The sequence below is a fragment of the Parvularcula sp. LCG005 genome, from assembly GCF_032930845.1.
Taxonomy (GTDB): domain Bacteria; phylum Pseudomonadota; class Alphaproteobacteria; order Caulobacterales; family Parvularculaceae; genus Parvularcula.
On record NZ_CP136758.1, the window covers coordinates 2994457 to 3017485 of the forward strand.

Consider the following 23029-nt stretch of genomic DNA (forward strand, 5'->3'; position numbering starts at 1 on the left):
CTTATGCGGCCCTTTCGCGCTGAATGACTTCGGTGGCCAACCGGACATAGGCCTGGCTGCCAGCGCATTTCAGGTCATAAAGAAGGGCGGGCTTGCCGTGCGAAGGGGCCTCGGAAATTCGCACATTGCGCGGAATGGCAGTCTTGTAGACCTTGTCCCCCATATGACTGCGGACGCTGTCTTCCACGTCGCGGGACAGATTGTTCCGGCCATCATACATGGTGAGAATAATCCCCTGAAGCTCCAGCTGTGGGTTCAGGCGGTCCCGAACCTGGTCGATCGTCCGCATGATCTGCGCCAGCCCTTCCAGCGCGAAGAATTCACATTGCAGCGGGATGAGAACAGCGTGGGATGCGGCCATGGCGTTGACGGTCAACAAGCCGAGCGATGGGGGGCAGTCGATCAGAACATAGGTCAGATCGGGGACCTGCGCGGCGTACTCCGCAATCGCATCGCGAAGCCGATAGTGCCGGTTGGCGACGTCCAAAAGTTCGATTTCCGCGCCTGCCAGATCCATTCCCGATGGCGCAATCGTCAGGCGGGGCACCGGCGTTGCCTTTTCTGTATCAATAAGAGCCGCTTCACGACGCAGAACATCATATGTCGTGTACTCCCGCTCGCTGCTGGGCACGCCAAGACCAGTGGAGGCGTTGCCCTGCGGATCCAGATCGACAATCAGCACGCGCTCGCCCACAGCGGCCAGTGCCGTCCCGAGATTGATTGTCGTCGTGGTCTTGCCCACGCCACCCTTCTGGTTGGCGACAGCGAGTGTACGATATTGGGGTGTGTTCACGAGCGGCGTTCCGGTTTCCTGATCATCAGGATCTGAGCGCCCGAATGGGTCAGACTGGGGCGCGTTTCGAGGTCGAATGTCCACGTCGCAGCGGCTTTGGTCAATTCCTCTTGGGCCCTTTCACCCTTGGGAAATATCAACAATCCGTCATCCGACATGAGGGGAACTGCCAAATCGAGCAGTTTGTCGAGTGCCGTAACTGCCCTTGCCGTTACCACATCATAGGGTGGGTGTTTCACGTGGAACACTTCGGCTCGTTGCGACGAGCTGTGACAGTTGCCCAGTGGCAATTCGCTAATGACAGTCTGCAGAAAGCGCGCTTTCTTCCCAACACTATCCACCAGCTGCAGGCGAAGCTGTGGCAACCGCTGCTCCGCCATGATTGCGAGGACAATACCCGGAAATCCTGCGCCGGAGCCTATATCGATCAACCTCTGTGAAGTAGCCGGTAGAAGATCGAAAAGCTGCGCGGAGTCGGCATAATGCCGCTCCCACCGATCGCCCAAGGACGCGCGCGCTATCAGATTGGTGTGCTGCGCGGTTTCGACCAGCAGCTCGTCGAAAGCCGCAAGTTTTTGCGCCTCTTCAGCTGAGAGCTGGAAAGCACGCTGTATGTGACCCAAGTCAGTCCATGAGGCAGTTGTCATGACGCCATCTTGCTCGCACCCGCCTTTTTCACGTGAAGCAGCAGGATCGCGAGCGCCGCGGGTGTTGCTCCCTCCACCCTCGAGGCCTGTCCGATCGTTTCAGGTCGTGCGGCGGCCCATTTTGCGGCCACCTCTTTGGAAAGGCCGCCCACCGCCGCGTAATCAAACGCTTCTGGAATACGTACCGATTCCTCGCGTTTGAATGCGGAAATATCGGCTTCCTGCCGGTCCAGATACCCTGCGTAAAGGGCATCCGCCTCAATACCAGCGCGTATATCGGGCCCAATGGTCGCCAAGGTGGGTTCGATCTCTTCCAGCTTGGCAAAGTCCACGTTGGGCAGAGAGAGGAGGTCGATCAGATTTCGACGGCGCCCGTCCTGATTAACCTGAATACCATAATCGGCTGCCTCTGGTGGAGTCAGGCTTCGCTGGGTCATAAGCGCCGTTGCAGATGTCTGACGATCGTGTTTCACGTGGAACACTTTTTCTCGAAACGCTCCGACGCAGCCCCAGTCAATACCAATAGCCGTCAATCGGCTGTCGGCATTGTCAGCCCGCAAGCTGAGCCGGTATTCGGCTCGTGAGGTAAACATACGATAGGGCTCGGACACGCCGCGTGTCACCAAGTCGTCAATCATGACTCCGATATAGGCCTGCGAGCGATCCAGAATAAGCGGCTCGGTCGCACCATTGGCCTGGCGCGCCGCGTTAAGACCCGCCATCAGCCCTTGGGCTCCAGCCTCTTCATAGCCCGTCGTGCCGTTGATCTGACCCGCTAGGAACAGACCCGCCATCGCCCGCAGTTCCAAGGTCGGGCGGAGCGCGCGTGGATCCACGTAATCATATTCGATCGCGTAGCCGAACTGCATGATTTCGACCTTCTCCAATCCCACAATTGTCCGGATTAGTGCCTCCTGCACGTCCGACGGCAACGATGTGGAGATTCCATTCGGATAAATGGTGGGGTCGTCCAGCCCTTCCGGCTCAAGGAAGATCTGATGGGATCCCTTTTCCGCAAACCGAACAATCTTGTCCTCGATAGATGGGCAATAGCGCGGCCCCTTGCCCGCAATGGCACCGGAATAGACAGCAGATTTGGTCAGGTTCTGGCTGATGATTTCATGGGTACGGGCATTGGTATGGGTAATTCCGCACGCAATTTGCGGGACATCGATCCGATCGTTGAGGAACGAGAACGGGACCGGCTCGGCGTCCGCCTCCTGCATCTCCAGTTTGTCCCAGGCAATCGTACGCCCATCCAGCCGCGCCGGCGTCCCGGTTTTCAGGCGTCCGAGCGGCAAATTGAGTTGTTCAAGACGCTCGCCCAATGCCTGTGCAGGTTTGTCGCCGACACGCCCTGCCGGAATGCGCTCTTCACCGCGATGGATGAGGCCGCGCAGAAAGGTGCCGGTTGTCAGGACGACCGCCCCGGCCGTTATCCGCTGTCCGTCCTCCGTCACCACGCCCGCGCATTGGCCGTCACCATCAACAATCAGATCGCCAACCGCGGCCTCAATAACGGTGAGATTTTCATACGCCGCCAGAAGAGACTGGATGGCCGATCGATAAAGCGCCCTGTCCGCCTGGGTCCGAGGCCCACGGACAGCAGGACCCTTTGAGCGGTTCAGCAGCCTGAACTGGATCCCCGCCTTATCCGCCGCCCGACCCATCAGGCCGTCCAGCGCATCAATCTCTCTGACAAGATGTCCCTTCCCCAATCCTCCGATGGCAGGATTGCAGGACATCTCTCCAATTGTTTCACGACGGTGTGTGACGAGGGCCGTCTTGGCGCCCATGCGCGCAGCCGCCGCGGCAGCTTCCGTACCGGCATGTCCACCACCGACAACGACGACATCAAAATGAAGATCAGCCATGAATTACCCGGTCACCCTGAGGCGGCCGACAGAAGGCCGCGTTATTTCCCGATGCAGAAAGACGAAAATATTGTTCCCAATACATCTTCTGTCGTGGACTGGCCAACAAGATCATCCAGCGCGCGAATGCAAGCCCGCAAATCTTCCGACAGAAGTTCAGGCTCCAGATGGGGAGACTGGAGCATATGCTCAATCCTTCCAGCGGCGTTTCGAACCAGCATCTGTTGACGTTCCCGCGGAAAGAATGACGGGCTGGCCTGGGCGCGAACAGCTGCTTCGAGCTGTGTCATCAACTGATCCCACCCTTCGCCATTCGCGAGCGAAATCGCCAGTTCATCGGTCTGGTCAAAGCCCTTGTCGCTCTTGTTTGCGACGCGAATAACCAAGCCCGATGTCGTCGGCCATTCATTGACTTGAGGCGCCGTCCCATCGCGCAGCGCGATCACGATGTCCGCCATCTGCGCTGTCGCCGCCGCGCGGGTCATACCTTCCCGCTCAATGGGGTCTTCGCTACCTTCCCGAAGGCCCGCCGTGTCGAGCACATTCACCAACCGGCCCGCAATATCAATCCGTATAGAAACTATATCACGCGTCGTTCCTGCAATATCAGAGACGATGGCGCGCTCTTCACCAGCCAACTTGTTGAGAAGGCTCGATTTTCCGGCGTTTGGTGGACCAATGATCGCAAGGTTGATCCCCTCTTTCAGACGCTGGGCCCCGTCACTTGCGGCTAATGCTGTCTGCATTTCTTCCCGTATGGAATACAGTATGGGGAACGCCCGGGCCGCGATATCCGCCGGTATGTCTTCTTCATCGGGAAAATCGACGGCCGCCTCGAGAACCGCCAAGGCGCTGATCAAGGATCGTCGCCATGACGCAATACGCTCGCGCACGCCGCCCCCGGCCACGACCATCGCCTGCTGTCGCTGTGCCTCGGTCTCCGCGTCCAGCAGATCACCCAGTCCTTCAATGGCCAACAGATCCATGCGGCCATTCAGAAACGCCCGCTGAGTAAATTCACCAGCGGCCGCCGCACGTAGTCCAAGAGATGTGAGTTCTTCGGCGAAGCGATGGGACACGGCGGGCGATCCGTGCAGATGAAATTCCGCCAGATCTTCACCCGTCGCGGAATGGGGACCGGGAAAATAAAGCACGATACCATCATCAAGCTGCTCACCCGACGCGGTGAAGACTTGTCGATAAGCGGCTCGGCGCGGCGGCGGTACCTTCCCCGCCAGGGTTTCAACCGCGCGGCAGGCCATGGGTCCAGAGACGCGCCATACCGCGATACCGGCCCGACCCTGACCAGAGGATCGGGCGAAAATCGTATCGCTCCCCGTGGACATTACTTCTTCTTGGCCGGGTCCTGTTGCTTCATCATCGTATTGAACATGGTGGACATCGCATCCATGCCCTGACCACTGGCCGCCATGGCCTTTTCCCAGAAGATCTTGGGATCGCTCAACGTATCGATATTCTCCCTCGTTCGCTCCTTCATGGCGGACACAATCATGTCGTTTACCGGCGCGACGTCAGGCAGGCCAAAAAAGGCGCGCGCCTCCTCCGGCGTACAGTCGACATTCACTGAGATTTTCATCATAGACCTTTCTGCCGGGCGGGCCCGGTCCTTTGGTATGACCCTGGCGCGATTGGAGACCGCAATGTTGCGAACCCCGCTTCTTGTCACCTGTTCCCTGGCGCTTCTCGCCTGTGGGCAGCAAACCGCGGCGCCGACGGGCAGTTCACCGCTCATACCAGTTTTCGAGCCGACATCAGCAGATTTGGCAGATTTTTTTGACTGCATGGACGCGGCAGGAAAGACCCTGATCGCAGCCCATCGCGGTGGGCCCGCGCCGGGCTATCCCGAAAACGCCCTTGAAACATTCGAACGGACGGTCAGCACGTCGACACCAATCCTGGAAATCGACGTCGCTACGAGCGCCGATGGCGTTCTGTTTCTCCTGCATGATGACACGCTTGACCGCACGACTTCTGGGACCGGTCCATTCACGACTCAGGATTGGGCATCCCTGAAGAAGCTGTCCTTGAAGGATGAGCGCGGGCAACTCACGGCCTATGGCCTGCCGCGGTTCGACGACGTGCTGACATGGTCCGAAGGACGCGCCATCCTCGAAGTCGATATCAAGCGCTCCACCGATTACGACGATATTGCGAGCGTCATTGAACGGACCGGCGCCCAAGAACGCGTGATCCTCATTGCCTATTCCGACGGACAGGCTCTTGCCCTCGCATCACGCCTGCCTGACAGCATGATCTCCGTCCCGGTGAATGGCAAAGAACATCTGGAAGAACTGATCAGCCGCGGTATCAAGCGCGAGAACATTCTCGCCTGGACCGGCATCGAAGCGCCGCAACCCGACTTCTACGCCATGCTGGACGATGAAACTGTCGAAGTCCTTTTTGGCACGCTCGGTGGGCGGAATTCCATAGACAACCAGATCGAAGCGTCCGGCGATGAAGATGCTTATGTGCGTCTTGCGCAGCAGGGTGTCGACCTGATTGCCACCGATCGACCCGATGAAGCGCTTGCCGCTCTCACTGCCGCCAATCGCCATCTCGGTCCGGGTGAGTGCACCGGCCTCTGATCGTTGCGACCCTCAACCGGTTGTGATATTCAACCATCATGGACCACGATGGTGAGCTTTCTTTAGGTCAGGCCTTCCGCCGATTCTCGCGTCTTTATGCGAAGGCGCAACGTGATCTCTCAGACGAGGCAATCGGACTGCCCTATTCCGAAGGCATGATCCTCACCGAACTTCTGCTCGGTCCTCGCACACAACAGGAACTCGCACTTATTCTGGGTGCGGACAAAACTTGGATCAGCCGTTCGGTGCGAAAGCTGGTCGACCTTGGCGCGATCACGCGCATGGCTCACCACAAGGACGGACGGGCCGTTGTTCTGGACCTCACCCCAAAGGGGTTTGAGATCGCAGAGAAACTCGATCAGGCCCTTGCTCAACTGGACGACATGCTCACCGCCCAGCTGACCGACCGTGATCGTGAGACGCTGCATCAACTTCTTCCCGCCATGACAGACACTCTCGCCACCAACGTCGGTCCATAAAAAAGGGGCAGTGCTAGAGCCTGCCCCTGATTCAACCGATATGATGACGCGACTAGGTGTTCATCGAGTCAAAGAAGTCCTTGTTCGTCTTCACCTGCCGCAGCTTGTCGAGCAGGAATTCGATCGAGTCCATGGAGTTCATCGGCGACAGGATGCGGCGCAGAAGGAAGATCTTGGACAGCTCGGCCTTCTGAACCAACAAGTCTTCTTTCCGTGTACCGGATTTGGCAATGTCGATCGCCGGGAAGGTCCGCTTGTCCGCCACCTTCCGATCGAGAACGATCTCGGAGTTACCCGTACCCTTGAATTCTTCGAAGACAACTTCGTCCATCCGCGAGCCCGTATCGATCAACGCCGTCGCGATGATGGTCAGCGAGCCGCCCTCTTCGATATTCCGTGCGGCACCGAAGAAGCGCTTCGGGCGTTGCAGGGCGTTCGCGTCAACACCACCGGTCAGGACCTTACCGGAACTTGGCACGACGGTGTTGTAAGCACGACCGAGACGGGTGATGGAGTCGAGCAGAATGACCACATCGCGGCCATGTTCGACGAGACGCTTGGCTTTTTCGATCACCATTTCCGACACAGCCACGTGGCGGGACGCAGGCTCGTCAAAGGTTGAGGAGACGACTTCCCCATTTACCGACCGCTGCATGTCCGTCACCTCTTCGGGACGCTCATCGATCAACAGCACGATGAGATAGCATTCAGGGTGATTGGTCGTAATCGCATGAGCGATATTCTGCAGCAGGACGGTCTTACCAGTCCGTGGCGGCGCAACGATCAGGGCCCGCTGGCCTTTCCCCAATGGCGCGACGATGTCGATCACCCGCGAGGACAGGTCCTTGCCTTCCTTCAGGTCTATTTCCATCTTCAGCCGCTCATCAGGATAAAGCGGTGTCAGATTGTCGAAGTGCACCTTGTGGCGCGCTTTTTCCGGCGATTCGAAATTGACCGTGTTGACCTTGGTCAGGGCGAAGTAGCGCTCGCCATCTTTCGGGCTGCGAATATCGCCTGAAACGGTATCGCCGGTCTTCAGCGTGAATTTGCGGATCTGCTGCGGAGAACAATAGATGTCATCAGGGCCCGCAAGATAGTTCGCGTCGGCAGAGCGCAGGAAGCCGAACCCGTCGGGCAGGATTTCCAGAACCCCGGAACCGATGATCTCGATATCCTCTTCCGCTAGTTCCTTGAGGATGGCGAAGAGAAGGTCCTGTTTCCGCAGGGCAGAAGCGTTATCGACGCCCACTTCCTCAGCGAAGGACACGAGGTCTTGCGGGGTCTTTTCCTTGATCTCGTCAAGGGTAATCGTCTTGGGCAGCATGGGGATATAAACTGTCAGCTGGGTGCCGATGGGCACTCGTGAGGGCAGAACGCCAAAAGGGAAGGACTGGAAGAACATCCAGCGCCGACCGATCTATGACGAAAAGGTGTTTTCGTCAATGTTGCACCCATCAACAGCATTCGCCGGATGCAGCGGCATTGGGAGCACAGGATAGTGAAGCTGACCGAACTGGCCCTGAAGACTTGGGAAAACCTACCCCCTGACAGCCAGGATAGTCCTCAACGTCGAATCGCTGACTTCCTGACGTGGCAGGAAGATGCTGTGCCAACGCTCCCGCCACTTAACATCACTCGTACATCCTCACCATTGAAGTTCTGGCAGCGGACATTCCGGGTTTCGCATATGACCAGACAGGAAAAACCAACTGACATCGCTCGCCGGGCAGCCAACGGCCTATCCGTGGTCTTTCCTACAAATAGCCATCTAGACATTCTCCTGGATCATTTCGCAACCAACTACAGCCTGGTACAACCAGAAAACGTGGATCCGACTGACCCCTTCGGCGACGTCGCCAAGTGGACGGCCGTGCAGGAATTCATTGTCACCACAGCATCCCATCCAACCAACAACTTCGTTGTCTTTGGACACGACGCCGATCCCATTTTTATCCTGTCAAAAATGGAATGACCGCTCACCCGAACGGCTTCACGATCACCATGATGACGATGAGGATCAGCAGCAGGAACGGTACCTCGTTCATGATGCGCCAGAACTTTTCCGTGCGGGGACGCTCACCCTTGGCGAACTTCTTGTAACTGGCTGAATAAAACCCGTGCACGCCGGACATACTGATCACGGCCAGGAACTTGATGATGAACCAGGGCTGGCTGCCATAGGCGGGGATGGCGGCGATCATCAACAGGCCGAATATCCATGTGGCGATCATGGCCGGGTTCATGATGCCTTTCAGAAGGCGACGCTCCATCTGGACATACAAGCCTTCAGCCTCACCACCTGGTTTGGACTGATGGTGATAAACATAAAGCCGGGGCAGATACATCATGCCGGCCATCCAAGCGATGACGGCCAGAATGTGGACAACCTTGATCCACGGATAGAGCGAGACAAGCATCGGTCAGCCTTTATGATCACGGATGAGGGACACCAGCTCGGCGACGTTTTCCGGCGGTGTATGGGGCACAAAACCGTGTCCCAGGTTGAAGATGAACGGTTTCCCGGCAAAAGCTTTCAGCAGCCCCCTCGCCGCTTCTCGCATGGGCTCTCCGCCCTGCACGACCAGCAGGGGATCAAGCCCCCCTTGTACGGCGCCGTGGGGTGACAAATGCTTTGCCGCCCAGGCCCAAGGCAGGCCCGTGTCGATTGATACACCCGCGAACAGGGGCTCAGCGGCCACATCCTCATAAAGCGGCCCACAGGCGCGCGGAAACGCGATGACGGGCACATCCACGACCACCTTCACCATCTCGGCAATACGACGGACAGGCTCCAGGCAATACCGGCGGAAAAACGGCTCGGGCAGGCCGCTGGCCCAGCTGTCGAAGATCTGCACAGCGTTGGCGCCGGCCTGCACCTGGCGGATCAGATAGGCGGCCGTTGTCGTCACGAGCATATCGATCAGGTCGTTGAACGCGTCTTCGTGCTCATAGGCGAAGGCGCGCAGTGCAGAGGGATCCTTACTGCCCCTGCCCGCGATCATGTAAGTAGCGACGGTCCATGGCGCGCCAGCGAAGCCGATCAGTGCTTTTTCGGGGACCAGTTCACTGCGCACCCGCTCAACGGTTTCGTAGATGGGTGACAGACGGTCATGAATATTCGCCGGATCAAGACGGTCGAGGACCTCCGGCGCAAAAACGGGCTCAAGCCTTGGCCCTTCTCCCTGCGCAAACCAGACGTCGAGACCGAGGGCGTCGGGGATCAACAGGATGTCAGCAAACAGGATGGCAGCGTCCAGGTCATACCGCCTGATCGGCTGCATGGTGACTTCGCAAGCGAGCTCCGGATTGTAGCACAGGTCCAGAAACGATCCTGCTTCCTTCCGCACGGCCCTGTATTCCGGAAGATAGCGCCCTGCCTGGCGCATGAACCAGATGGGCGGTGGAGAAAGGACCTCCCCTGACAGGGTCCTGAGAAACGCGTGGGGATGGCCAGTCATACCGAAAAGTCTCTTGGTTGAATTAGGTAGTCCGAGTCATATGCCTGTTGATAATGTGGATAAGGGCGCACACCATGCGTTATCCCCAGAACACACATTTTCCACAGTCGGGTTACGAACCAATTTTGAGTCCGGAACAGCACCCGGTATGGCCGGAGCATTTCGACGGCGCAACCAGTTCGCAGCAGGCTTTTCCGCGACACTTTAGGGGAAAACGATTTCCCGGTAGGACTAGGGGATGGCCACGGGATAAATGTATAACTTCTCCCAAAGCCCCCTCTTCCGGTCTGGCCGGAGTGAAGGATGAAGGAAGCACGATGAGCATGACCGTACCCGATACGAACGTCCGGGCCGCCACGTGGTTTCACGTTCATCTGATCTCCGACTCTACAGGCGAAACCCTGTCAAACCTCTTAAAAGCGACGGCAGCGCGGTTCGAAACCGCAAAACCGCTGGAACACGTGGCCTCCCTCGTCCGCAGCCACGTCCAGCTGGACAAGGTTCTTGCACGGATTGAACAGGCGCCGGGCCTTGTCATGTACACTATCGTGGATCCCGGACTTCGGCGACGGCTGGAAGTGAAATGTGCAGAATTACAGGTCCCCGCCATCTCCGTGCTGGACCCCCTCCTCAACGCTTTTGCCGACTATCTGGGACTTGAGCAGACCTTACGTGCCGGCGCCCAGTACGATCTTGATGAAGACTATTTCCGCAGGATCGCGGCGGTGGATTACACCCTCGCCCATGATGACGGGCAGCTGACCTGGGATCTTGAGGCGGCAGAGGTGGTGCTGGTCGGCGTCAGCCGCACGTCGAAGACCCCTACCTGCATGTATCTTGCTCACCGTGGCATCAAGGCGGCCAACGTGCCCCTTGTCCCGACCAGCCCGCATCCGCCGGAGCTTGAGACGTTGCGCAATCCCCTCGTCGTCGGTCTGACGGCCAGCCCACTCCGCCTCTCGCAGATCCGGCAGTCCCGCCTCACCAACCTCGCGGCTGAACAGGATGTGTCGAGCTATTCCGATGAAACGGCCGTTCGGGAAGAAATCATGAAGGCCAAACGCCTCTTTGCGAAGCACGGTTGGCCGGTTATTGACGTGACGAAGCGGTCTGTCGAAGAAACTGCGGCCAAAATCCTGACGCTGCTTTCAGCTCGTCGGGGCGGAGACATCAACCAAGCATGACAAAGATCGTTTTGGCATCGAAAAGTCTTTCGAGACAGGCCCTTCTGTCTGGCACCGGCCTGACATTTGATGCGCGCGCCAGTGACGTCGACGAATCGGTCATCAAGGCCGCTGAACTGGCCAAGGGGACATCGCCGGCGGACATCGCGCTTCTGCTGGCCGAGGCCAAGGCGCTGGCGTGTAATGTCGCACCCGATGACATTGTGATCGGCGGCGATCAGGTCATGGAATTTGACGGTCGTCTCTATGACAAGCCTCTGGATATAGCAGAGGCGAAAACACGGCTGCACGACATGGCGGGCAGGGAACATCACCTGCGGTCGGGCCTTGTCCTGGCCCAGGGCGGCGAGATTATCTGGCGGCATCAGGACACGGCGACCCTGTGGATGCGACCGGTCACGCATGCAGAACTCGATGGATATTTCGACGTCGTGGGCGACCGCGTGCTGGCCACGGTCGGCGCCTATGAACTCGAGGGTCCCGGTGTCCGGCTGTTTGAGCGGATCGAGGGCGACTATTTCACCATCCTCGGGCTATCGGTCATGCCGCTCATGGCGGCACTGCGGGCGCGCGGGCTGATCCCATGGTGAGCCGGGTAGGGGTCATAGGTCACCCGATCAGCCAGACCTTGTCGCCGTTTCTGCATGGCCGCTGGCTCGACCGGTTTGGCATTGATGCAACCTATGCCGCAGTGGATGGTCTTGGTGCAGAGCAGTTCGAAAGCGTTGTTCGCGGGCGCGTAGAGGAGGGGTGGCTGGGCCTCAATGTCACCATCCCGTTCAAGGGGCAGGCGGTGGCCATCGCTGATGAGGTCAGTCCGTTAGCGGATAAATTGGGCGCCGCCAATTTCCTGCATTTCCGTGAAGGACGCATCATTGCAGACAATTACGATGCGCCGGGATTTGCCGCCGCAGTCGAAGGCTCCGGATGGACAGGTCCGAGGCAGACCGCCCGGGTTCTGGGGGCAGGGGGCGCAGCCCCCGCGGTTATCGCCGCTCTCCAGACCCTCGGCTTTGACCGCATTGAGGTGACCAACAGAAGCGCCGAAAAGGTAGCCCATCTGGCGACGCGGCTCCCGGGTATCGACGCCTTGCCATGGGACGAGCGCGGCTCCGACCTCCGCAACGTCGACCTTCTCGTCAATACAACGAGCCTGGGCATGAAAGGCCAACCAGCGCTGGAGATCGAGATAGACCGGCTTCCCGATCATGCTGGCGTCGTCGATATCATCACCACGCCCCTTGAGACCCCACTGCTGGCCGCTGCGCGCGCCAACGGTCTTTTCGCTATGAACGGCCTGCCCATGCTGGTGCATCAGGCGATACCGGCCTTTGCGCGATGGTTTGGGCCAACCCCGGATGACCCAGACGCCGCGATTGCCTTTCTTGATGAGACCTTGCGGGGACGGTCATGATCGTCATCGGCCTGACCGGCGGTGTCGGCATGGGGAAATCGACGACCACCAAACTGTTTGCGGAGGAGGGCGTGCCGGTCTGGGATGCGGACGCCGCGGTTCATCGCCTCTACCAACCCGGTGGCGACGCCGTTTTGCCGGTCGTCGAAGCGTTTCCCGGGACAGGCAGTAAAGGCGCGGGTATCGACCGGGCCGCCCTTGGCGAAGCTGTTCTCGGAGACGCCAAGGCATTGCAAAAGCTGGAATCCATCGTCCATCCCATGGTACGGACGGATCGGCTTCGCTTCATCAAGGACTGCGCCGCACGGGGCGAGAAGCTGGTCATCTGCGATATTCCGCTTCTGTTGGAAGGCGAGGGACGGGACATGTTCGATACCCTCGTGGTCGTCTCAGCACCTGAGGAGGTGCGGCGTGAGCGGGTCATGGCGCGATCCGGCATGACGGAAGAAAAATACGCCGCCATTGTAGGGCGCCAGATGCCCGATGCGGAAAAAAGAGCGTTGGCGGATTACATCATCATGACGGATAGTGGCGTCGACAGCGCGCGGTCACAGGTTCGCGCCATCATCGCCGAACTGCTCGGCACGTCCCAGATCGAACCAGAGTAAGCATCGCATGCGTCACGTCATTTTCGATACCGAAACAACTGGTTTTGAACCGCGCGAGGGCCATCGCCTGGTGGAAATCGGGGCGGTGGAAATGAAACATGGCGGCCTGACGGGCCGGACCTTTCACGTCTACGTCAATCCTGAGCGGGACATGCCTGACGGTGCCTATCAGGTGCACAAGCTGTCGGCCGAGTTCCTGAGTGACAAGCCGGTCTTTGCCGACCCGTCGGTGGGGCAGGCATTTGTCGAGTTTGTGGATGATGCGGTGCTGATCGCGCACAACGCATCGTTCGATATGAACTTCATCCAGTTCGAGCTGGAAAAGGCGGGTCTGCCGAAACTCGACAATGAAGTCGTCGATACACTGAAAATCGCCAAACGCCGCTTTCCCGGCTCACCCGCCTCTCTTGACGCATTGTGCAACCGGTTCGGCATTGATCTGACCGCGCGGGAAAAGGATGGCCACGGGGCGCTGCTCGACTCGCGCCTGCTGGCCGAAGTCTACATCGAACTGACCGGCGGTGCGCAGGCCGGCCTTGCCTTTGAGGGGGCAAATGCGGCCTTTGGGGGACAGCGGATTATCGTGCCGCCGAACCCCGTCCGGGCGGCGCCGAGAAAGGCGCTGCTGACCGACGCCGAGAAGAAGGCCCATGAGACCTTCATTGCCGAGATGGAAAACCCGCTCTGGCGCCGCGTTCTTAATTGATTTCCAGAAGACCGTGATTCTGGCGGTCAGACATGACTTTCGAGATCGTGTCGGCTGTTACCTGCGCCTCGCCCTGGGCATAGGCATAAACGAATGCCGTGTCGCAAAGGATATTGATCCGCCGCGGCACACCATCGGTGCGGGAGTAGATCAGATCCAGCGCCTCGGCGGTGATCAGCTCCGGGTGCCCGCCCGCCTTCTCGATCCGGCTCAACACATAGTCAATTGTCTCCTCAGGGGCGAAGGCCTTGAGGTGATAGTGCGAGACGATGCGCTGGCGGAACTGGAGCAGGTGCGGCTGGTTGAGAATTCGGGCCAGCTCTGGCTGACCAAGGAGGACGAGTTGCAGCACGGGCGTGCCGTTGATTTGCATATCGGCCAGCAGGCGAAGCTCTTCGATCGCGGCCTCGGGCAGAAGCTGTGCTTCATCAATGAACAGGACGGCCTTGCGCCGACGCTCATAGGCTTTCTTCAGAAAGTCGCGCAGCCGGCTGACGTTCTCGGTGCGGCTGCCGTCACTGGCATCCATGCCGAAACCGAACAGGACCCAGGCCGCAACATCATCGGACAGGCCAACTGCGCCATTCAGACGACCCAGGATGTGGCCGCTCTGATCCTGGCTCATGATGTGATTGAGGAGGGTCGTCTTGCCGCTCCCGATCTCACCGGTGATAACGACGATGCCGTTGGTCGCGGTCAGACCGTAGACGAGCATGGTCCGGGCCATCTTGTGGCCTTCGCCCCAAAACATCATTTCGGGTTCGGGATAGGCCGCGAAAGGCTTCCGGGTCAGCTGGAAATGTTCTTCGTACATGAATTCCTCAGCCTCCCTATGCCGGTAATCGAGGCCCGTTGAAAAGCCCCATGGGAAAAGTCCCATGGGGTTTTTGATAGGCAGACCGAATTAGAGGCCAGCGAGGGCGTCGTCGATCTGCTTCATCGTTACCTGCGTCTGTTCTGGGTTGAACAGGGATTTGGCTTTGGAAAGTGAACTCTGGGCCGCTGTTGCATTGCCTGCAGCCTTCTCGATCACGCCATTGTGATACAGCACGTCGAGGTTCTCGGGCAGACCGCGAAGGGCCGTCCGGCTATAACGTGACGCCTCTTCGGTATTGCCTGCCTTGAAGTGGGCCCATGCGAGCGTGTCCGCGAAGAACGGATTGTCCGTCCCTTCAAACCGGCGCGCGATCCGCAGGGCTTCCTCATCTGCGCCGCCCTTGTCGAGCAGAAGTGAGGCCAGGTTGTTCGCGGTCAGTGGCGAGAGGTTCTGTTCCGCCTGCAGACTGCGCAGCACGTCGATGGCCTCATCGATCTTGCCGGTGGTGATCAGTTCATTGGACAACAATGTCCGGATCTGAACGGTTGAATTGGCTTTCGACATGCCGTCGCGCAGAGCTTTCGTGGCGGCCTGAGTATTCCCGAGACGCTGCTCGGTAATATAGGCCAGAACCCACAACTGTTCCGTCTCAGGAAATTTCTCGATACCCTGCTCGGCAATCACTCTGGCGCGTTCATTGTCGCCGGATGAATTCAGCAGGTCACCCATCAGGGAATAATCTGTACCCACCGCGGTACCGTTGGCAATCTTGCCTTCGATCTCGTCGATAACTTCCTGGGTCCGGCCAAGCCGCTGGAGAATGCCGGCGCGGAGAATATATGTCCCCTGATCACCTGAATCTTCAAGCAGGTCGTTGGCGACAGGCAGGGCGTCCACGTACCGTTCCTGACCAACCAGTGACCGGGCAAGGATGGACCGGCCCTGTTCTTCGAGTTGCGGGACAGCGAGAAGACGACGGGCGGCTTCTTCTGCATCGGCATAATTCCGCTCGGCCATCGCGCCTTCGGCGGCCTGAACCATCGCGTCTGTATCGTTCGGATTGGCACGCAGATAGCGCTGCAGCACGTCGACAGACCGGCTGATCTCACCGCGACGCATCAGGAAAGCGCGGTACTGATCAACGATTGGCTTGGTATAGCCGACCTGGTCGAGGGCACGCGCAAACTGGGCGTCCGCAAAGCGCATCTGGCCGGATGCCTCATAGGCGAGGGCGAGATAGACAAGGCCTTCGGCATTGTCCGGCGCGCCTTCCAGCGCTTCACGCAGGGACAGGATGGCGTCTTCTGGCTGCTCGCGCGCCAGCTGGATCTGACCTTGTGTGACCAAGGCGGTCGCATTGCGCGGATCCTCTTTCAGGATCTCATCCTTGATCGCTTCAGCCGTGTCGATGTCCTGGGTGACGATCGCCACGTCTGCCACACCGTTCAGGGCGCGCAGGCGCTGATCGGTATCGAGATCCTTGTCATTGGCAAGGTCGCGGAACGCGGTCGAGCAGCGCTCAAAATCCTGTGCCTGACAGTAGAATGCTGGCAGGGCGAACTGCAGATCGATATCTTCGGGGTACTGATTGACAAATTTGATCAGGCTGGCTTCCGCGGCTTCATCGCCATTTTCCAGCCGGTCGATACCGACAATGCGGGTCACCACTTCGGTCTTGTTTTCGAGAAGCGGCAGTGCGGCAAGATAGTTCGCACGGGCCTCATCGATCCGGCGGAATTTCAGCAGCTGATAGTCGGCAAGCCGCTGACGATATGTACCGTTTTCCGGGGCGGCGTCGATCAGGTTGCCAAACGTGCTCAGCACGCCTTCACTGTCGCCCATGCGTTCGTTCAGGACGAGCTTGACGACCAGAAGCGCCTCGGGATCTTCAACCTTGGTCAGGCCGTCATTGATGGTGGCCAACGCCGCTTCGAAATCTTCATCGCGCACGCTGCGGGCAGCGAGAAGGTTGAAGAGTTCTGGATTGTTCGGATCCGCCGCCAGGGCACGCTGCAGGACCTCGGAAGCTTCAGGCAGCTTGTTCTCAAGAACGAGGGCAGCGCCCACCGTGCTGAGCGCCGTGACATTGTCGGCGTCCTGGTCCAGCACGCGCTGGGCATGTTCCTGCGCCCGCTCTGGTTCACCGGCCAGCAGGGACAGACGGCCATATTCATTGTTGGCCTCGATATCCTGCGGCACGACGGCCAGAAGGCGTTGCAGCATCAGGGCCTGGCGGCCGAAATTTTCCTGTTCCTTCGCGATATTCGCGGCACCGCGCAGGGCGACCACATTGGTGGGGTCCTGGAACAGGGCGTTGTTGAATTGCAGGTTCGCGCTGTCGACATCGCCTTCGTCGAGATATTCAAGGCCGCTATTGGCGAACTTGATGGCTTTGTCTTCTTTGCTCTCGCAACCGGCCAGCAACGCGACCGATACCAGAAGCGAAGCCCCCACAAGACGGTGCTTAAGCGATTTTGCAAACATTGCGTTTCCTCTCCTTCCGCGGCTCACGCGGATACTGATGCGCGGTCAGACGTGGGCGCAATCGCTCCACCGTCGTGCCGGTCTTGGCATGAAGATACCGGTATATGGTTAAAGTCGCAAAGCGCGCGATGGTTTTCTCGATGTGTCGTCACGCGAAGGGTGTGTCCGCGGTCCGAAAAACGCTGCCCGGCGATCAGCAGGAGCGCGAAAGTCCTCAGGCCCAGTCGAGCTGACGGATCGATAGAAAGACACAGATCCTGTCCCGCGCGTTCGGTCCGAATGAGCAAATCGATCAGTGCCGGACGGCCGTGATCTTCAATATCGCCCTGCAGGATGATGCTGTCCGCCTCTTCGACCAGCGCGGCGGCACTGGACCGCGGCTGATCTTCCAGCCAGCGTTTGGCCTTTATCGCGTGAGACAGCAGGCCGGGCAGAAGCCGGGCATCCTTGGCGTAGCGGCGCCATAATTGCGGGTCCTGGCCAATGCGCCACGCCCATTCCAGATTGAGGTTTTGGGCTAGGCTCGGCGCCCGTTTGACGCTGCCCGCGGCAAAATCCACCACAGCGCCCAGATGGGCCATGGCCTTGACGTTCAGGCGGTCCTTGTTGCGGTCGAGCCAGATCTGACCTTTGGCCGCCCCGAGCGCGACGATCAGCAGATCCGGCTCCGTGGCGTTGACGGCATCAATCAATGCCGGCGCGCTCAGCTCATCAACCGAGCCAAAACCCGGATTGACCCCGCCAACCGCTTCCAGCCCCGCGCTGTCTGACCGCAGTGCCGCGACTGCGGCATCAGCCGCATTGGCGCGGCCGCCAAAGAAATAGGTGGTCAGGCGCGGTTCCAGTGGTTTGTGGCGCAGGACCTGGAAGATATCGGCACCGGTAACCCGCTCATGCAGGTCAGCGCCCAGTAAATTGGCCAATTTCAGAAGCGGTGAGCCGTCACACGTGACAAGATCGGACCGCAGGATGGATCGGTAGAACTCATCATTCTCCAATGCCATCGCCAGCCAGTCGAGATTGACAGTGGACAGGAACAGACGCCGTTTGTCCCGCGCCGCGTCGATCAGTCTGGTGGCGGCGTCATCCAGAGTGACATTGTCAAAGGGGATGCCGAACACGGCAACAGCGTCGCGGCTATAGGCCGTTTGCGGATCAGACTGGATCAAGGCAACCTCTGCGCTCGGGCGGGGCAAGAAAGGATAGACGCAACGTCCATGTCACCAATTGCTTGAATTAGAGTTGCGATCTGGGAAATCAGCTAAAATCAATGGCGCGACCGGCTTTTTCCCAATCCCCATAACGGGTGGGGTCCGTCGTTCGGTCGGCACCGCCGACCTCCGCGGGGCGAGTGCCAGCGGCCTCATTGTCACGCCGGATGCGCGCCTCGCGCAAGGCCTGAATCTGCAGGTCGGTCAATTCCTGGCCATTGACCACGGTCGGAATACCGTCCTCCGTTACGGGAACGACATCGACGTCTTCGGCCATCCCTTTTTCCGTCATGGTGGCAACCCTATCTTGTGTAGTCCGCTACCTGTCGATTTAGTCCCTCTGCCATATAAAGGAAGCCTTGTGTCATGAACGCCGTTTTTCGCACCGGTATGTTGATCGCCGCCCTGACAGCCCTGTTCGGGGTGATCGGCCTTCTGCTGGGGGGTCCGCGCGGTATGGTGATCGCCCTTGGCTTTGCCACGGTGATGAATGTCTTCAGCTACTGGAACGCCGACAAGATCGTGCTGAAAATGTACAATGCGCGGCAGGTCGACTTCGACACGGATGACCCGAGGCTGCGGCGCTATGCAGCAGGGGTAATCGGTCTTGCAGATCGTGCCGGCATGCCGCCGCCCAAGATCTATGTCATCGACAACGCGCAGCCCAATGCCTTTGCCACGGGCCGCAACCCCGAAAACGCGGCTGTGGCGGCGACGACGGGTCTCCTGACCATGTTAAGCGAAGAGGAAGTGATGGGCGTCATGGCCCATGAGCTCGCCCATGTCCGCAATCGCGACACGCTGACCATGACCGTCACGGCAACGATTGCCGGCGCCATCACGGCGATCGCCAATTTTGCCATGTTCTTTCGCGGCAACCGGGAAGGAGCGGGCGGCATGATTCAGGCCCTCGCCGTCATGATCCTGGCACCCATTGCGGCCAGCCTCGTGCAGATGGCAATCAGCCGTACGCGTGAGTATGAAGCGGATCGTATCGGAGCCGAAATATGTGGACAGCCGCTCTGGCTCGCCTCGGCTCTGGCCAAGATCTCCAATGGGGCCGCTCAGATCGTGAACCCCACGGCCGAGCGCTATCCCGCCTCTGGCCAGATGATGATCATCAACCCGCTTTCGGGGCGCGGGGCCGACAATCTGTTCTCGACCCACCCCGGGACGCAGAACCGGATCGACCGCCTTGTCGCTATGGCCGAGGAGCAGGGTCAGCAGGTGGCGCCGTCAACCACCAGCGCGCCACGCGGTCCCTGGGGCTGAACCGGGGTTCCGGTCACAGACGGGTATCGTCGTCCTTGTCGTCCGATGGCTTGGTGTCGTCATCTTCTTCCACCTGAAGATCGCGCACCTCGTCATCGCCTTCAAAGCTGGGTTCGGCCTGCGCGGTCGTCGCGGCGGATGAGGGCGCGACAGGGGGTTCCGGCTTGGGCGCCGGCTTCTCCGGGCTCGGTGTCGGGGTCAGTCCGGATTCAAAGCCGTCGGGCTCGGCCACCGAATGACGCAGATTGTCATCGATCGACAGGATCGCCAGCACGACTTCTGACGCCAGACGCAGCATCAGAAGGCGAATGAGAAAGACGAAGGGGGTGAGGAAAAAGTGTCCGAAATCGCCCGCGAACAGAAACCGGATCAGGTTGAACAGCGTCACCACGACGAGGAAGAACAGGGCCACGTAATAGGTGACCTTGACGAGGCCTTTGCCCATCCGTTCTTCAAAGCTCAAAAAGCGACCAATCAGATCATTCATCGGATACCTCGTCTTGGTTGACCAACGGGATGGCGCATGCGCCGACTAGGCCCGGCCTAGCGCCTCTTGCTGCGTTGCGGCAAGGGCGGGCGGCCCTTCCTTGCGGCCTAGTGCGCTTCGCCCCAGTTTTCCCCGAAGCCCGCCTCAACCTCGAGCGGCACGGACAGGGACACGGCAGGTAGCGGCGCATCGCGCATGACCGTCTTCAGAAGATCGCAGGTGGCTTCGGCCTCTTCCTTCGGACATTCCAGCACCAGCTCATCATGCACCTGCAGCAGCATGCGCGCCTGCAGTCCCGCCTTCGCCAGGGCGGGTGGCACACGGATCATGGCCCGGCGCACAACATCGGCGGCTGAGCCCTGGATGGGCGCGTTGATGGCCTGGCGTTCGGCAAAGGATCGCATGGCGCCATTCTTTGCCGTGATATTCGGGGTGTGCGACCGGCGACCGAACAGGGTTTCCACATAGCCGTCCGCCTTCGCCGCCGCTTTGGTATCTTCCATATACTGATGGATACCGGGAAACTTCTCAAAATAGCTCTTGATATAGTCCGACGCTTCGCCCCGCGAAATACCAAGCTGCCGCGCAAGACCGAAGGCAGAGATACCGTAGATAATGCCAAAATTGATTGCCTTGGCACTGCGCCGCACTGACGGGTCCATGCCCTCTACAGGAACACCGAAGACTTCCGAGGCCGTCATGGCGTGAATGTCGATTCCCTCACGGAAGGCATGCTGCAGCGCCTCGATCCCTGCAATGTGGGCGAGAAGACGAAGTTCGATCTGACTGTAGTCGGCAGAAATCAGCACATTGCCTTTTTCCGCAATGAACGCCGTGCGGATCTTGCGACCATCTTCTGTCCGTATCGGGATGTTCTGCAGATTGGGATCGTTGGAGGACAGGCGACCGGTCGTCGTATTGGCCAGTGAGAAGCTGGTGTGAACCCGGCCCGTGTCGGGGTGAATGGCGTTGACCAGTGCGTCCGTATAGGTGCCCTTCAGCTTTGACAGCTGGCGCCAGTTCAGGATTTCCATGGCCACCGGGTGACCTTCAGCGGCAAGCCCATCGAGCACGTCGGCATCGGTCGACCAGGCGCCGGTCTTGGTCTTCTTCCCGCCAGGCAGGCCCAGCTTGCCGAACAGGATGTCGCCAATCTGTTTGGGACTGCCCAGATTGAAGGCTTCACCGGCGGCGTCATGGGCGGCGGCTTCGTGCCCTGCCATGCGCTGAGCGAATTCACCGGACAATTGGGACAGGCGCTGGCGATCCACCTTGATCCCCGCTCGTTCCATATCAACGATGACAGGGACGAGCGGCCGGTCCATCGTTTCATAGACGCGGGTCAACCGGGCATCCTGCACCGCCGCCTTGGTGATGGCATGAAGGCGCAGCGTAATGTCCGCGTCCTCCGCCGCATAGGCGGTGGCGTCCTTGATGGGGATCTGGTCAAAGGTCTTCTGTTTCTTGCCGGTACCTGCAATGTCCTTGAATGCAATGCAGGTATGGTCGAGATGCAGCTTGGCCAGCTCATCCATGCCATGTCCGTGTACACCGCAGTCCGCCACGTATGACAGCAGCATGGTATCGTCGATCGGGGTGATCTGTACGTCGTAATGGGACAGGATCATCGCATCATATTTGATGTTCTGACCCACTTTGAGCACCGCCGGATCTTTCAGCACTGGCGCCAGAAGGTCGAGCGCAACGTCCAGTTCCATCTGACGCGCCACATCGGCATCGTCGAGGTCGAGCCCCTCCGCGCCATGGGTCAACGGGACATAGGCGCCGTGACCGGGGTGGGTGGACAGGCACACGCCTACAAGGCGGGCCCGCATGGCATCAAGCCCCGTTGTCTCGGTATCAACGGCGATGATGCCGGTCTCACGCGCATCGGCGAGAATTTCTGCCAGGCGCTCAGGTTCGAACACGGTCTCATACTCGGACTTGTCGATCGCTGGGGTGTCCGTTTTTGGCGCTACACTGGTCGGTGCGGCCGGCGCTTCGATGCCCTTCGCCTGCCGCACCCTGTTCGTCAGGGTGCTGAATTCCATCGATTCGAGAAATGCGATGAGCTTCTCATGGTCAAAATCGGTGACGCCGAAATCCGCCGGATCGTCAGGAACAGGCACATTTCGGTCCAGCCGCACCAGCTCCCGCGACAGGCGCGCATCCGCCGCATGGGTTTCCAGCATTTCACGGCGTTTTTTCTGTTTGATTTCGTCCGTACGCGACAACAGCTCATCGAGAGTACCAAACTCTTCCAGAAGCTGCGCGGCGGTCTTCGGGCCAATTCCGGGTACGCCGGGGACATTGTCCGTGGAATCGCCCATCAGCGCCTGCATGTCGATCATCTTTTCCGGCGGGGCGCCGAACTTCTCAATAACGGCGTCGCGGTCGATGATCTTGTTTTTCATCGGGTCGAACATGACCGTCAGGTCGGTGACGAGCTGCGTCAGGTCCTTGTCGGATGAGACGATCACGGTTTCCGCGCCCGCTTCTTCGGCGAGCCTAGCATGGGTGGCCATGATATCGTCCGCCTCAAAACCGGACTGCTCGATACAGGGCAGGCCAAAGGCGCGGGTGGCTTCGCGGATCAGGGGGAATTGCGGAACCAGGTCCTCGGGCGGCTCGCCTCGATTGGCCTTGTAGGCATCATAAAGTTCGTTGCGGAACGTATCGCCCTTGGCATCGAAAATGACCGCGAAATGGGTCGGGCTGCCAATATGCTCCTGCGCCGCATCATTGACGTCACTCAGCAGTTTCCAGAGCATGTTGCAGAACCCCGAAACCGCGCCGATCGGGACGCCATCGGATTTTCGGGTGAGGGGCGGCAGGGCGTGGAACGCCCGGAAGATATAGGCCGATCCATCGATCAGATAGAGGCGACAATCGGGGCCGAGAGGGGTGTGCTTGGGCATCTGACTCTGATAGCCGATGTTTGCGTGTCTTAATATAAGGTCGCAACATAATTCGTTGTGAAAATTCTAGA

At 59.3% G+C, this 23029-nt stretch carries 23 protein-coding genes; 9 read left to right on the top strand and 14 right to left on the bottom strand.

Going from position 1 to position 23029, the window contains the following annotated elements:
- Position 1: 1 nt before the first annotated feature.
- The 5 genes from RUI03_RS14240 to RUI03_RS14260 are packed head-to-tail and all read right to left on the bottom strand — an operon-like array spanning position 2 to position 4914.
- Positions 2 to 793: a ParA family protein gene (locus RUI03_RS14240; RefSeq protein ID WP_317288132.1), complete on the bottom strand. Its 792-nt coding sequence runs from the start codon at positions 791 to 793 to the stop codon at positions 2 to 4.
- A complete protein-coding gene (gene rsmG / locus RUI03_RS14245; RefSeq protein WP_317288133.1) occupies positions 790 to 1440 on the bottom strand; it encodes a 16S rRNA (guanine(527)-N(7))-methyltransferase RsmG in 651 nt (216 codons plus the stop codon). The genes RUI03_RS14240 and rsmG overlap by 4 nt, the downstream gene beginning before the upstream one ends.
- Positions 1437 to 3314, bottom strand: coding sequence for a tRNA uridine-5-carboxymethylaminomethyl(34) synthesis enzyme MnmG (mnmG, locus tag RUI03_RS14250; RefSeq protein ID WP_317288134.1), 1878 nt, complete (start codon positions 3312 to 3314; stop codon positions 1437 to 1439). The genes rsmG and mnmG overlap by 4 nt, the downstream gene beginning before the upstream one ends.
- A 41-nt stretch (positions 3315 to 3355) precedes the next feature.
- Positions 3356 to 4660 carry a tRNA uridine-5-carboxymethylaminomethyl(34) synthesis GTPase MnmE gene (gene mnmE / locus RUI03_RS14255; protein WP_317288135.1) on the bottom strand — a complete coding sequence of 435 codons (1305 nt, stop codon included), beginning with the start codon at positions 4658 to 4660 and terminating at the stop codon, positions 3356 to 3358.
- Positions 4660 to 4914, bottom strand: coding sequence for a DUF6489 family protein (locus RUI03_RS14260; protein ID WP_317288136.1), 255 nt, complete (start codon positions 4912 to 4914; stop codon positions 4660 to 4662). The genes mnmE and RUI03_RS14260 overlap by 1 nt, the downstream gene beginning before the upstream one ends.
- A gap of 61 nt (positions 4915 to 4975) precedes the next feature.
- Here RUI03_RS14260 and RUI03_RS14265 point away from each other — a divergent pair, with 61 nt between their 5' ends.
- On the top strand, positions 4976 to 5920 hold the full coding sequence (locus RUI03_RS14265; RefSeq protein ID WP_317288137.1) for a glycerophosphodiester phosphodiesterase family protein: 945 nt from the start codon (positions 4976 to 4978) through the stop codon (positions 5918 to 5920).
- Positions 5921 to 5958: 38 nt separating this feature from the next.
- On the top strand, positions 5959 to 6399 hold the full coding sequence (locus tag RUI03_RS14270; RefSeq protein ID WP_317288138.1) for a MarR family winged helix-turn-helix transcriptional regulator: 441 nt from the start codon (positions 5959 to 5961) through the stop codon (positions 6397 to 6399).
- A gap of 52 nt (positions 6400 to 6451) precedes the next feature.
- Here RUI03_RS14270 and rho read toward each other — a convergent pair whose 3' ends face one another.
- Entirely contained in the window at positions 6452 to 7723 is a 1272-nt protein-coding gene (gene rho / locus RUI03_RS14275; RefSeq protein WP_317289658.1) for a transcription termination factor Rho, read from the bottom strand.
- 174 nt (positions 7724 to 7897) lie between these two features.
- Between rho and RUI03_RS14280 the strand changes: the two genes are divergently transcribed.
- Positions 7898 to 8371 (top strand): hypothetical protein, encoded by a 474-nt coding sequence (locus RUI03_RS14280; RefSeq protein ID WP_317288139.1) that lies wholly within the window; start codon positions 7898 to 7900, stop codon positions 8369 to 8371.
- A 4-nt stretch (positions 8372 to 8375) separates the two neighbouring features.
- On the opposite strand, the gene hemJ is transcribed toward RUI03_RS14280, so the two are convergent.
- Positions 8376 to 8816, bottom strand: a complete 441-nt coding sequence (gene hemJ, locus RUI03_RS14285; protein WP_317288140.1) for a protoporphyrinogen oxidase HemJ — start codon at positions 8814 to 8816, stop codon at positions 8376 to 8378.
- Between the two features lie 3 nt (positions 8817 to 8819).
- Positions 8820 to 9857 (bottom strand): uroporphyrinogen decarboxylase, encoded by a 1038-nt coding sequence (hemE, locus tag RUI03_RS14290; protein ID WP_317288141.1) that lies wholly within the window; start codon positions 9855 to 9857, stop codon positions 8820 to 8822.
- 317 nt (positions 9858 to 10174) lie between these two features.
- Here hemE and RUI03_RS14295 point away from each other — a divergent pair, with 317 nt between their 5' ends.
- The 5 genes from RUI03_RS14295 to dnaQ are packed head-to-tail and all read left to right on the top strand — an operon-like array spanning position 10175 to position 13769.
- Complete coding sequence (locus RUI03_RS14295) at positions 10175 to 11041, top strand: pyruvate, water dikinase regulatory protein (RefSeq protein ID WP_317288142.1); 867 nt, start codon at positions 10175 to 10177, stop codon at positions 11039 to 11041.
- Positions 11038 to 11631 carry a Maf family protein gene (locus RUI03_RS14300; protein ID WP_317288143.1) on the top strand — a complete coding sequence of 198 codons (594 nt, stop codon included), beginning with the start codon at positions 11038 to 11040 and terminating at the stop codon, positions 11629 to 11631. Before RUI03_RS14295 ends, RUI03_RS14300 begins: the two co-directional genes overlap by 4 nt.
- Positions 11625 to 12455, top strand: a complete 831-nt coding sequence (locus RUI03_RS14305; protein WP_317288144.1) for a shikimate dehydrogenase — start codon at positions 11625 to 11627, stop codon at positions 12453 to 12455. Before RUI03_RS14300 ends, RUI03_RS14305 begins: the two co-directional genes overlap by 7 nt.
- Positions 12452 to 13063, top strand: coding sequence for a dephospho-CoA kinase (coaE, locus tag RUI03_RS14310; protein ID WP_317288145.1), 612 nt, complete (start codon positions 12452 to 12454; stop codon positions 13061 to 13063). The genes RUI03_RS14305 and coaE overlap by 4 nt, the downstream gene beginning before the upstream one ends.
- A gap of 7 nt (positions 13064 to 13070) precedes the next feature.
- Positions 13071 to 13769 (top strand): DNA polymerase III subunit epsilon, encoded by a 699-nt coding sequence (gene dnaQ / locus RUI03_RS14315; RefSeq protein ID WP_317288146.1) that lies wholly within the window; start codon positions 13071 to 13073, stop codon positions 13767 to 13769.
- On the opposite strand, the gene RUI03_RS14320 is transcribed toward dnaQ, so the two are convergent.
- The 4 genes from RUI03_RS14320 to RUI03_RS14335 form a co-directional block, all read right to left on the bottom strand.
- Positions 13762 to 14583, bottom strand: a complete 822-nt coding sequence (locus RUI03_RS14320; RefSeq protein WP_317288147.1) for an ExeA family protein — start codon at positions 14581 to 14583, stop codon at positions 13762 to 13764. The two genes, dnaQ and RUI03_RS14320, sit on opposite strands and share 8 nt — an antisense overlap.
- Before the next feature lie 90 nt (positions 14584 to 14673).
- Complete coding sequence (locus RUI03_RS14325; protein WP_317288148.1) at positions 14674 to 17070, bottom strand: tetratricopeptide repeat protein; 2397 nt, start codon at positions 17068 to 17070, stop codon at positions 14674 to 14676.
- Between the two features lie 23 nt (positions 17071 to 17093).
- Positions 17094 to 18239 carry a WecB/TagA/CpsF family glycosyltransferase gene (locus RUI03_RS14330; RefSeq protein WP_317288149.1) on the bottom strand — a complete coding sequence of 382 codons (1146 nt, stop codon included), beginning with the start codon at positions 18237 to 18239 and terminating at the stop codon, positions 17094 to 17096.
- A gap of 88 nt (positions 18240 to 18327) precedes the next feature.
- The gene (locus RUI03_RS14335; RefSeq protein WP_317288150.1) at positions 18328 to 18573 is read right to left on the bottom strand and encodes a DUF1674 domain-containing protein; all 246 of its coding nucleotides are present in this window, start codon (positions 18571 to 18573) and stop codon (positions 18328 to 18330) included.
- 74 nt (positions 18574 to 18647) lie between these two features.
- Here RUI03_RS14335 and htpX point away from each other — a divergent pair, with 74 nt between their 5' ends.
- On the top strand, positions 18648 to 19553 hold the full coding sequence (htpX, locus tag RUI03_RS14340) for a zinc metalloprotease HtpX (protein WP_317288151.1): 906 nt from the start codon (positions 18648 to 18650) through the stop codon (positions 19551 to 19553).
- 13 nt (positions 19554 to 19566) lie between these two features.
- On the opposite strand, the gene RUI03_RS14345 is transcribed toward htpX, so the two are convergent.
- Together RUI03_RS14345 and polA are read right to left on the bottom strand one after the other, a co-directional pair.
- Positions 19567 to 20040, bottom strand: a complete 474-nt coding sequence (locus tag RUI03_RS14345) for a DUF4282 domain-containing protein (RefSeq protein ID WP_317288152.1) — start codon at positions 20038 to 20040, stop codon at positions 19567 to 19569.
- A 107-nt stretch (positions 20041 to 20147) separates the two neighbouring features.
- On the bottom strand, positions 20148 to 22958 hold the full coding sequence (gene polA, locus RUI03_RS14350) for a DNA polymerase I (RefSeq protein WP_317288153.1): 2811 nt from the start codon (positions 22956 to 22958) through the stop codon (positions 20148 to 20150).
- Positions 22959 to 23029: the final 71 nt, after the last annotated feature.

Coding starts and splice junctions, on each gene's coding strand:
- dnaQ (WP_317288146.1), top strand. CDS start 13,071: ATGCGTCACGTCATTTTCGATACCGAAACAACTGGTTTTGAACCGCGC.
- mnmE (WP_317288135.1), bottom strand. CDS start 4,660: ATGTCCACGGGGAGCGATACGATTTTCGCCCGATCCTCTGGTCAGGGT.
- RUI03_RS14260 (WP_317288136.1), bottom strand. CDS start 4,914: ATGATGAAAATCTCAGTGAATGTCGACTGTACGCCGGAGGAGGCGCGC.
- hemJ (WP_317288140.1), bottom strand. CDS start 8,816: ATGCTTGTCTCGCTCTATCCGTGGATCAAGGTTGTCCACATTCTGGCC.
- RUI03_RS14325 (WP_317288148.1), bottom strand. CDS start 17,070: ATGTTTGCAAAATCGCTTAAGCACCGTCTTGTGGGGGCTTCGCTTCTG.
- RUI03_RS14335 (WP_317288150.1), bottom strand. CDS start 18,573: ATGACGGAAAAAGGGATGGCCGAAGACGTCGATGTCGTTCCCGTAACG.
- RUI03_RS14305 (WP_317288144.1), top strand. CDS start 11,625: ATGGTGAGCCGGGTAGGGGTCATAGGTCACCCGATCAGCCAGACCTTG.
- coaE (WP_317288145.1), top strand. CDS start 12,452: ATGATCGTCATCGGCCTGACCGGCGGTGTCGGCATGGGGAAATCGACG.
- RUI03_RS14320 (WP_317288147.1), bottom strand. CDS start 14,583: ATGTACGAAGAACATTTCCAGCTGACCCGGAAGCCTTTCGCGGCCTAT.
- RUI03_RS14345 (WP_317288152.1), bottom strand. CDS start 20,040: ATGAATGATCTGATTGGTCGCTTTTTGAGCTTTGAAGAACGGATGGGC.
- rho (WP_317289658.1), bottom strand. CDS start 7,723: ATGCTGCCCAAGACGATTACCCTTGACGAGATCAAGGAAAAGACCCCG.
- rsmG (WP_317288133.1), bottom strand. CDS start 1,440: ATGACAACTGCCTCATGGACTGACTTGGGTCACATACAGCGTGCTTTC.
- RUI03_RS14300 (WP_317288143.1), top strand. CDS start 11,038: ATGACAAAGATCGTTTTGGCATCGAAAAGTCTTTCGAGACAGGCCCTT.
- RUI03_RS14265 (WP_317288137.1), top strand. CDS start 4,976: ATGTTGCGAACCCCGCTTCTTGTCACCTGTTCCCTGGCGCTTCTCGCC.
- RUI03_RS14270 (WP_317288138.1), top strand. CDS start 5,959: ATGGACCACGATGGTGAGCTTTCTTTAGGTCAGGCCTTCCGCCGATTC.
- hemE (WP_317288141.1), bottom strand. CDS start 9,857: ATGACTGGCCATCCCCACGCGTTTCTCAGGACCCTGTCAGGGGAGGTC.
- mnmG (WP_317288134.1), bottom strand. CDS start 3,314: ATGGCTGATCTTCATTTTGATGTCGTCGTTGTCGGTGGTGGACATGCC.
- RUI03_RS14295 (WP_317288142.1), top strand. CDS start 10,175: ATGAGCATGACCGTACCCGATACGAACGTCCGGGCCGCCACGTGGTTT.
- htpX (WP_317288151.1), top strand. CDS start 18,648: ATGAACGCCGTTTTTCGCACCGGTATGTTGATCGCCGCCCTGACAGCC.
- polA (WP_317288153.1), bottom strand. CDS start 22,958: ATGCCCAAGCACACCCCTCTCGGCCCCGATTGTCGCCTCTATCTGATC.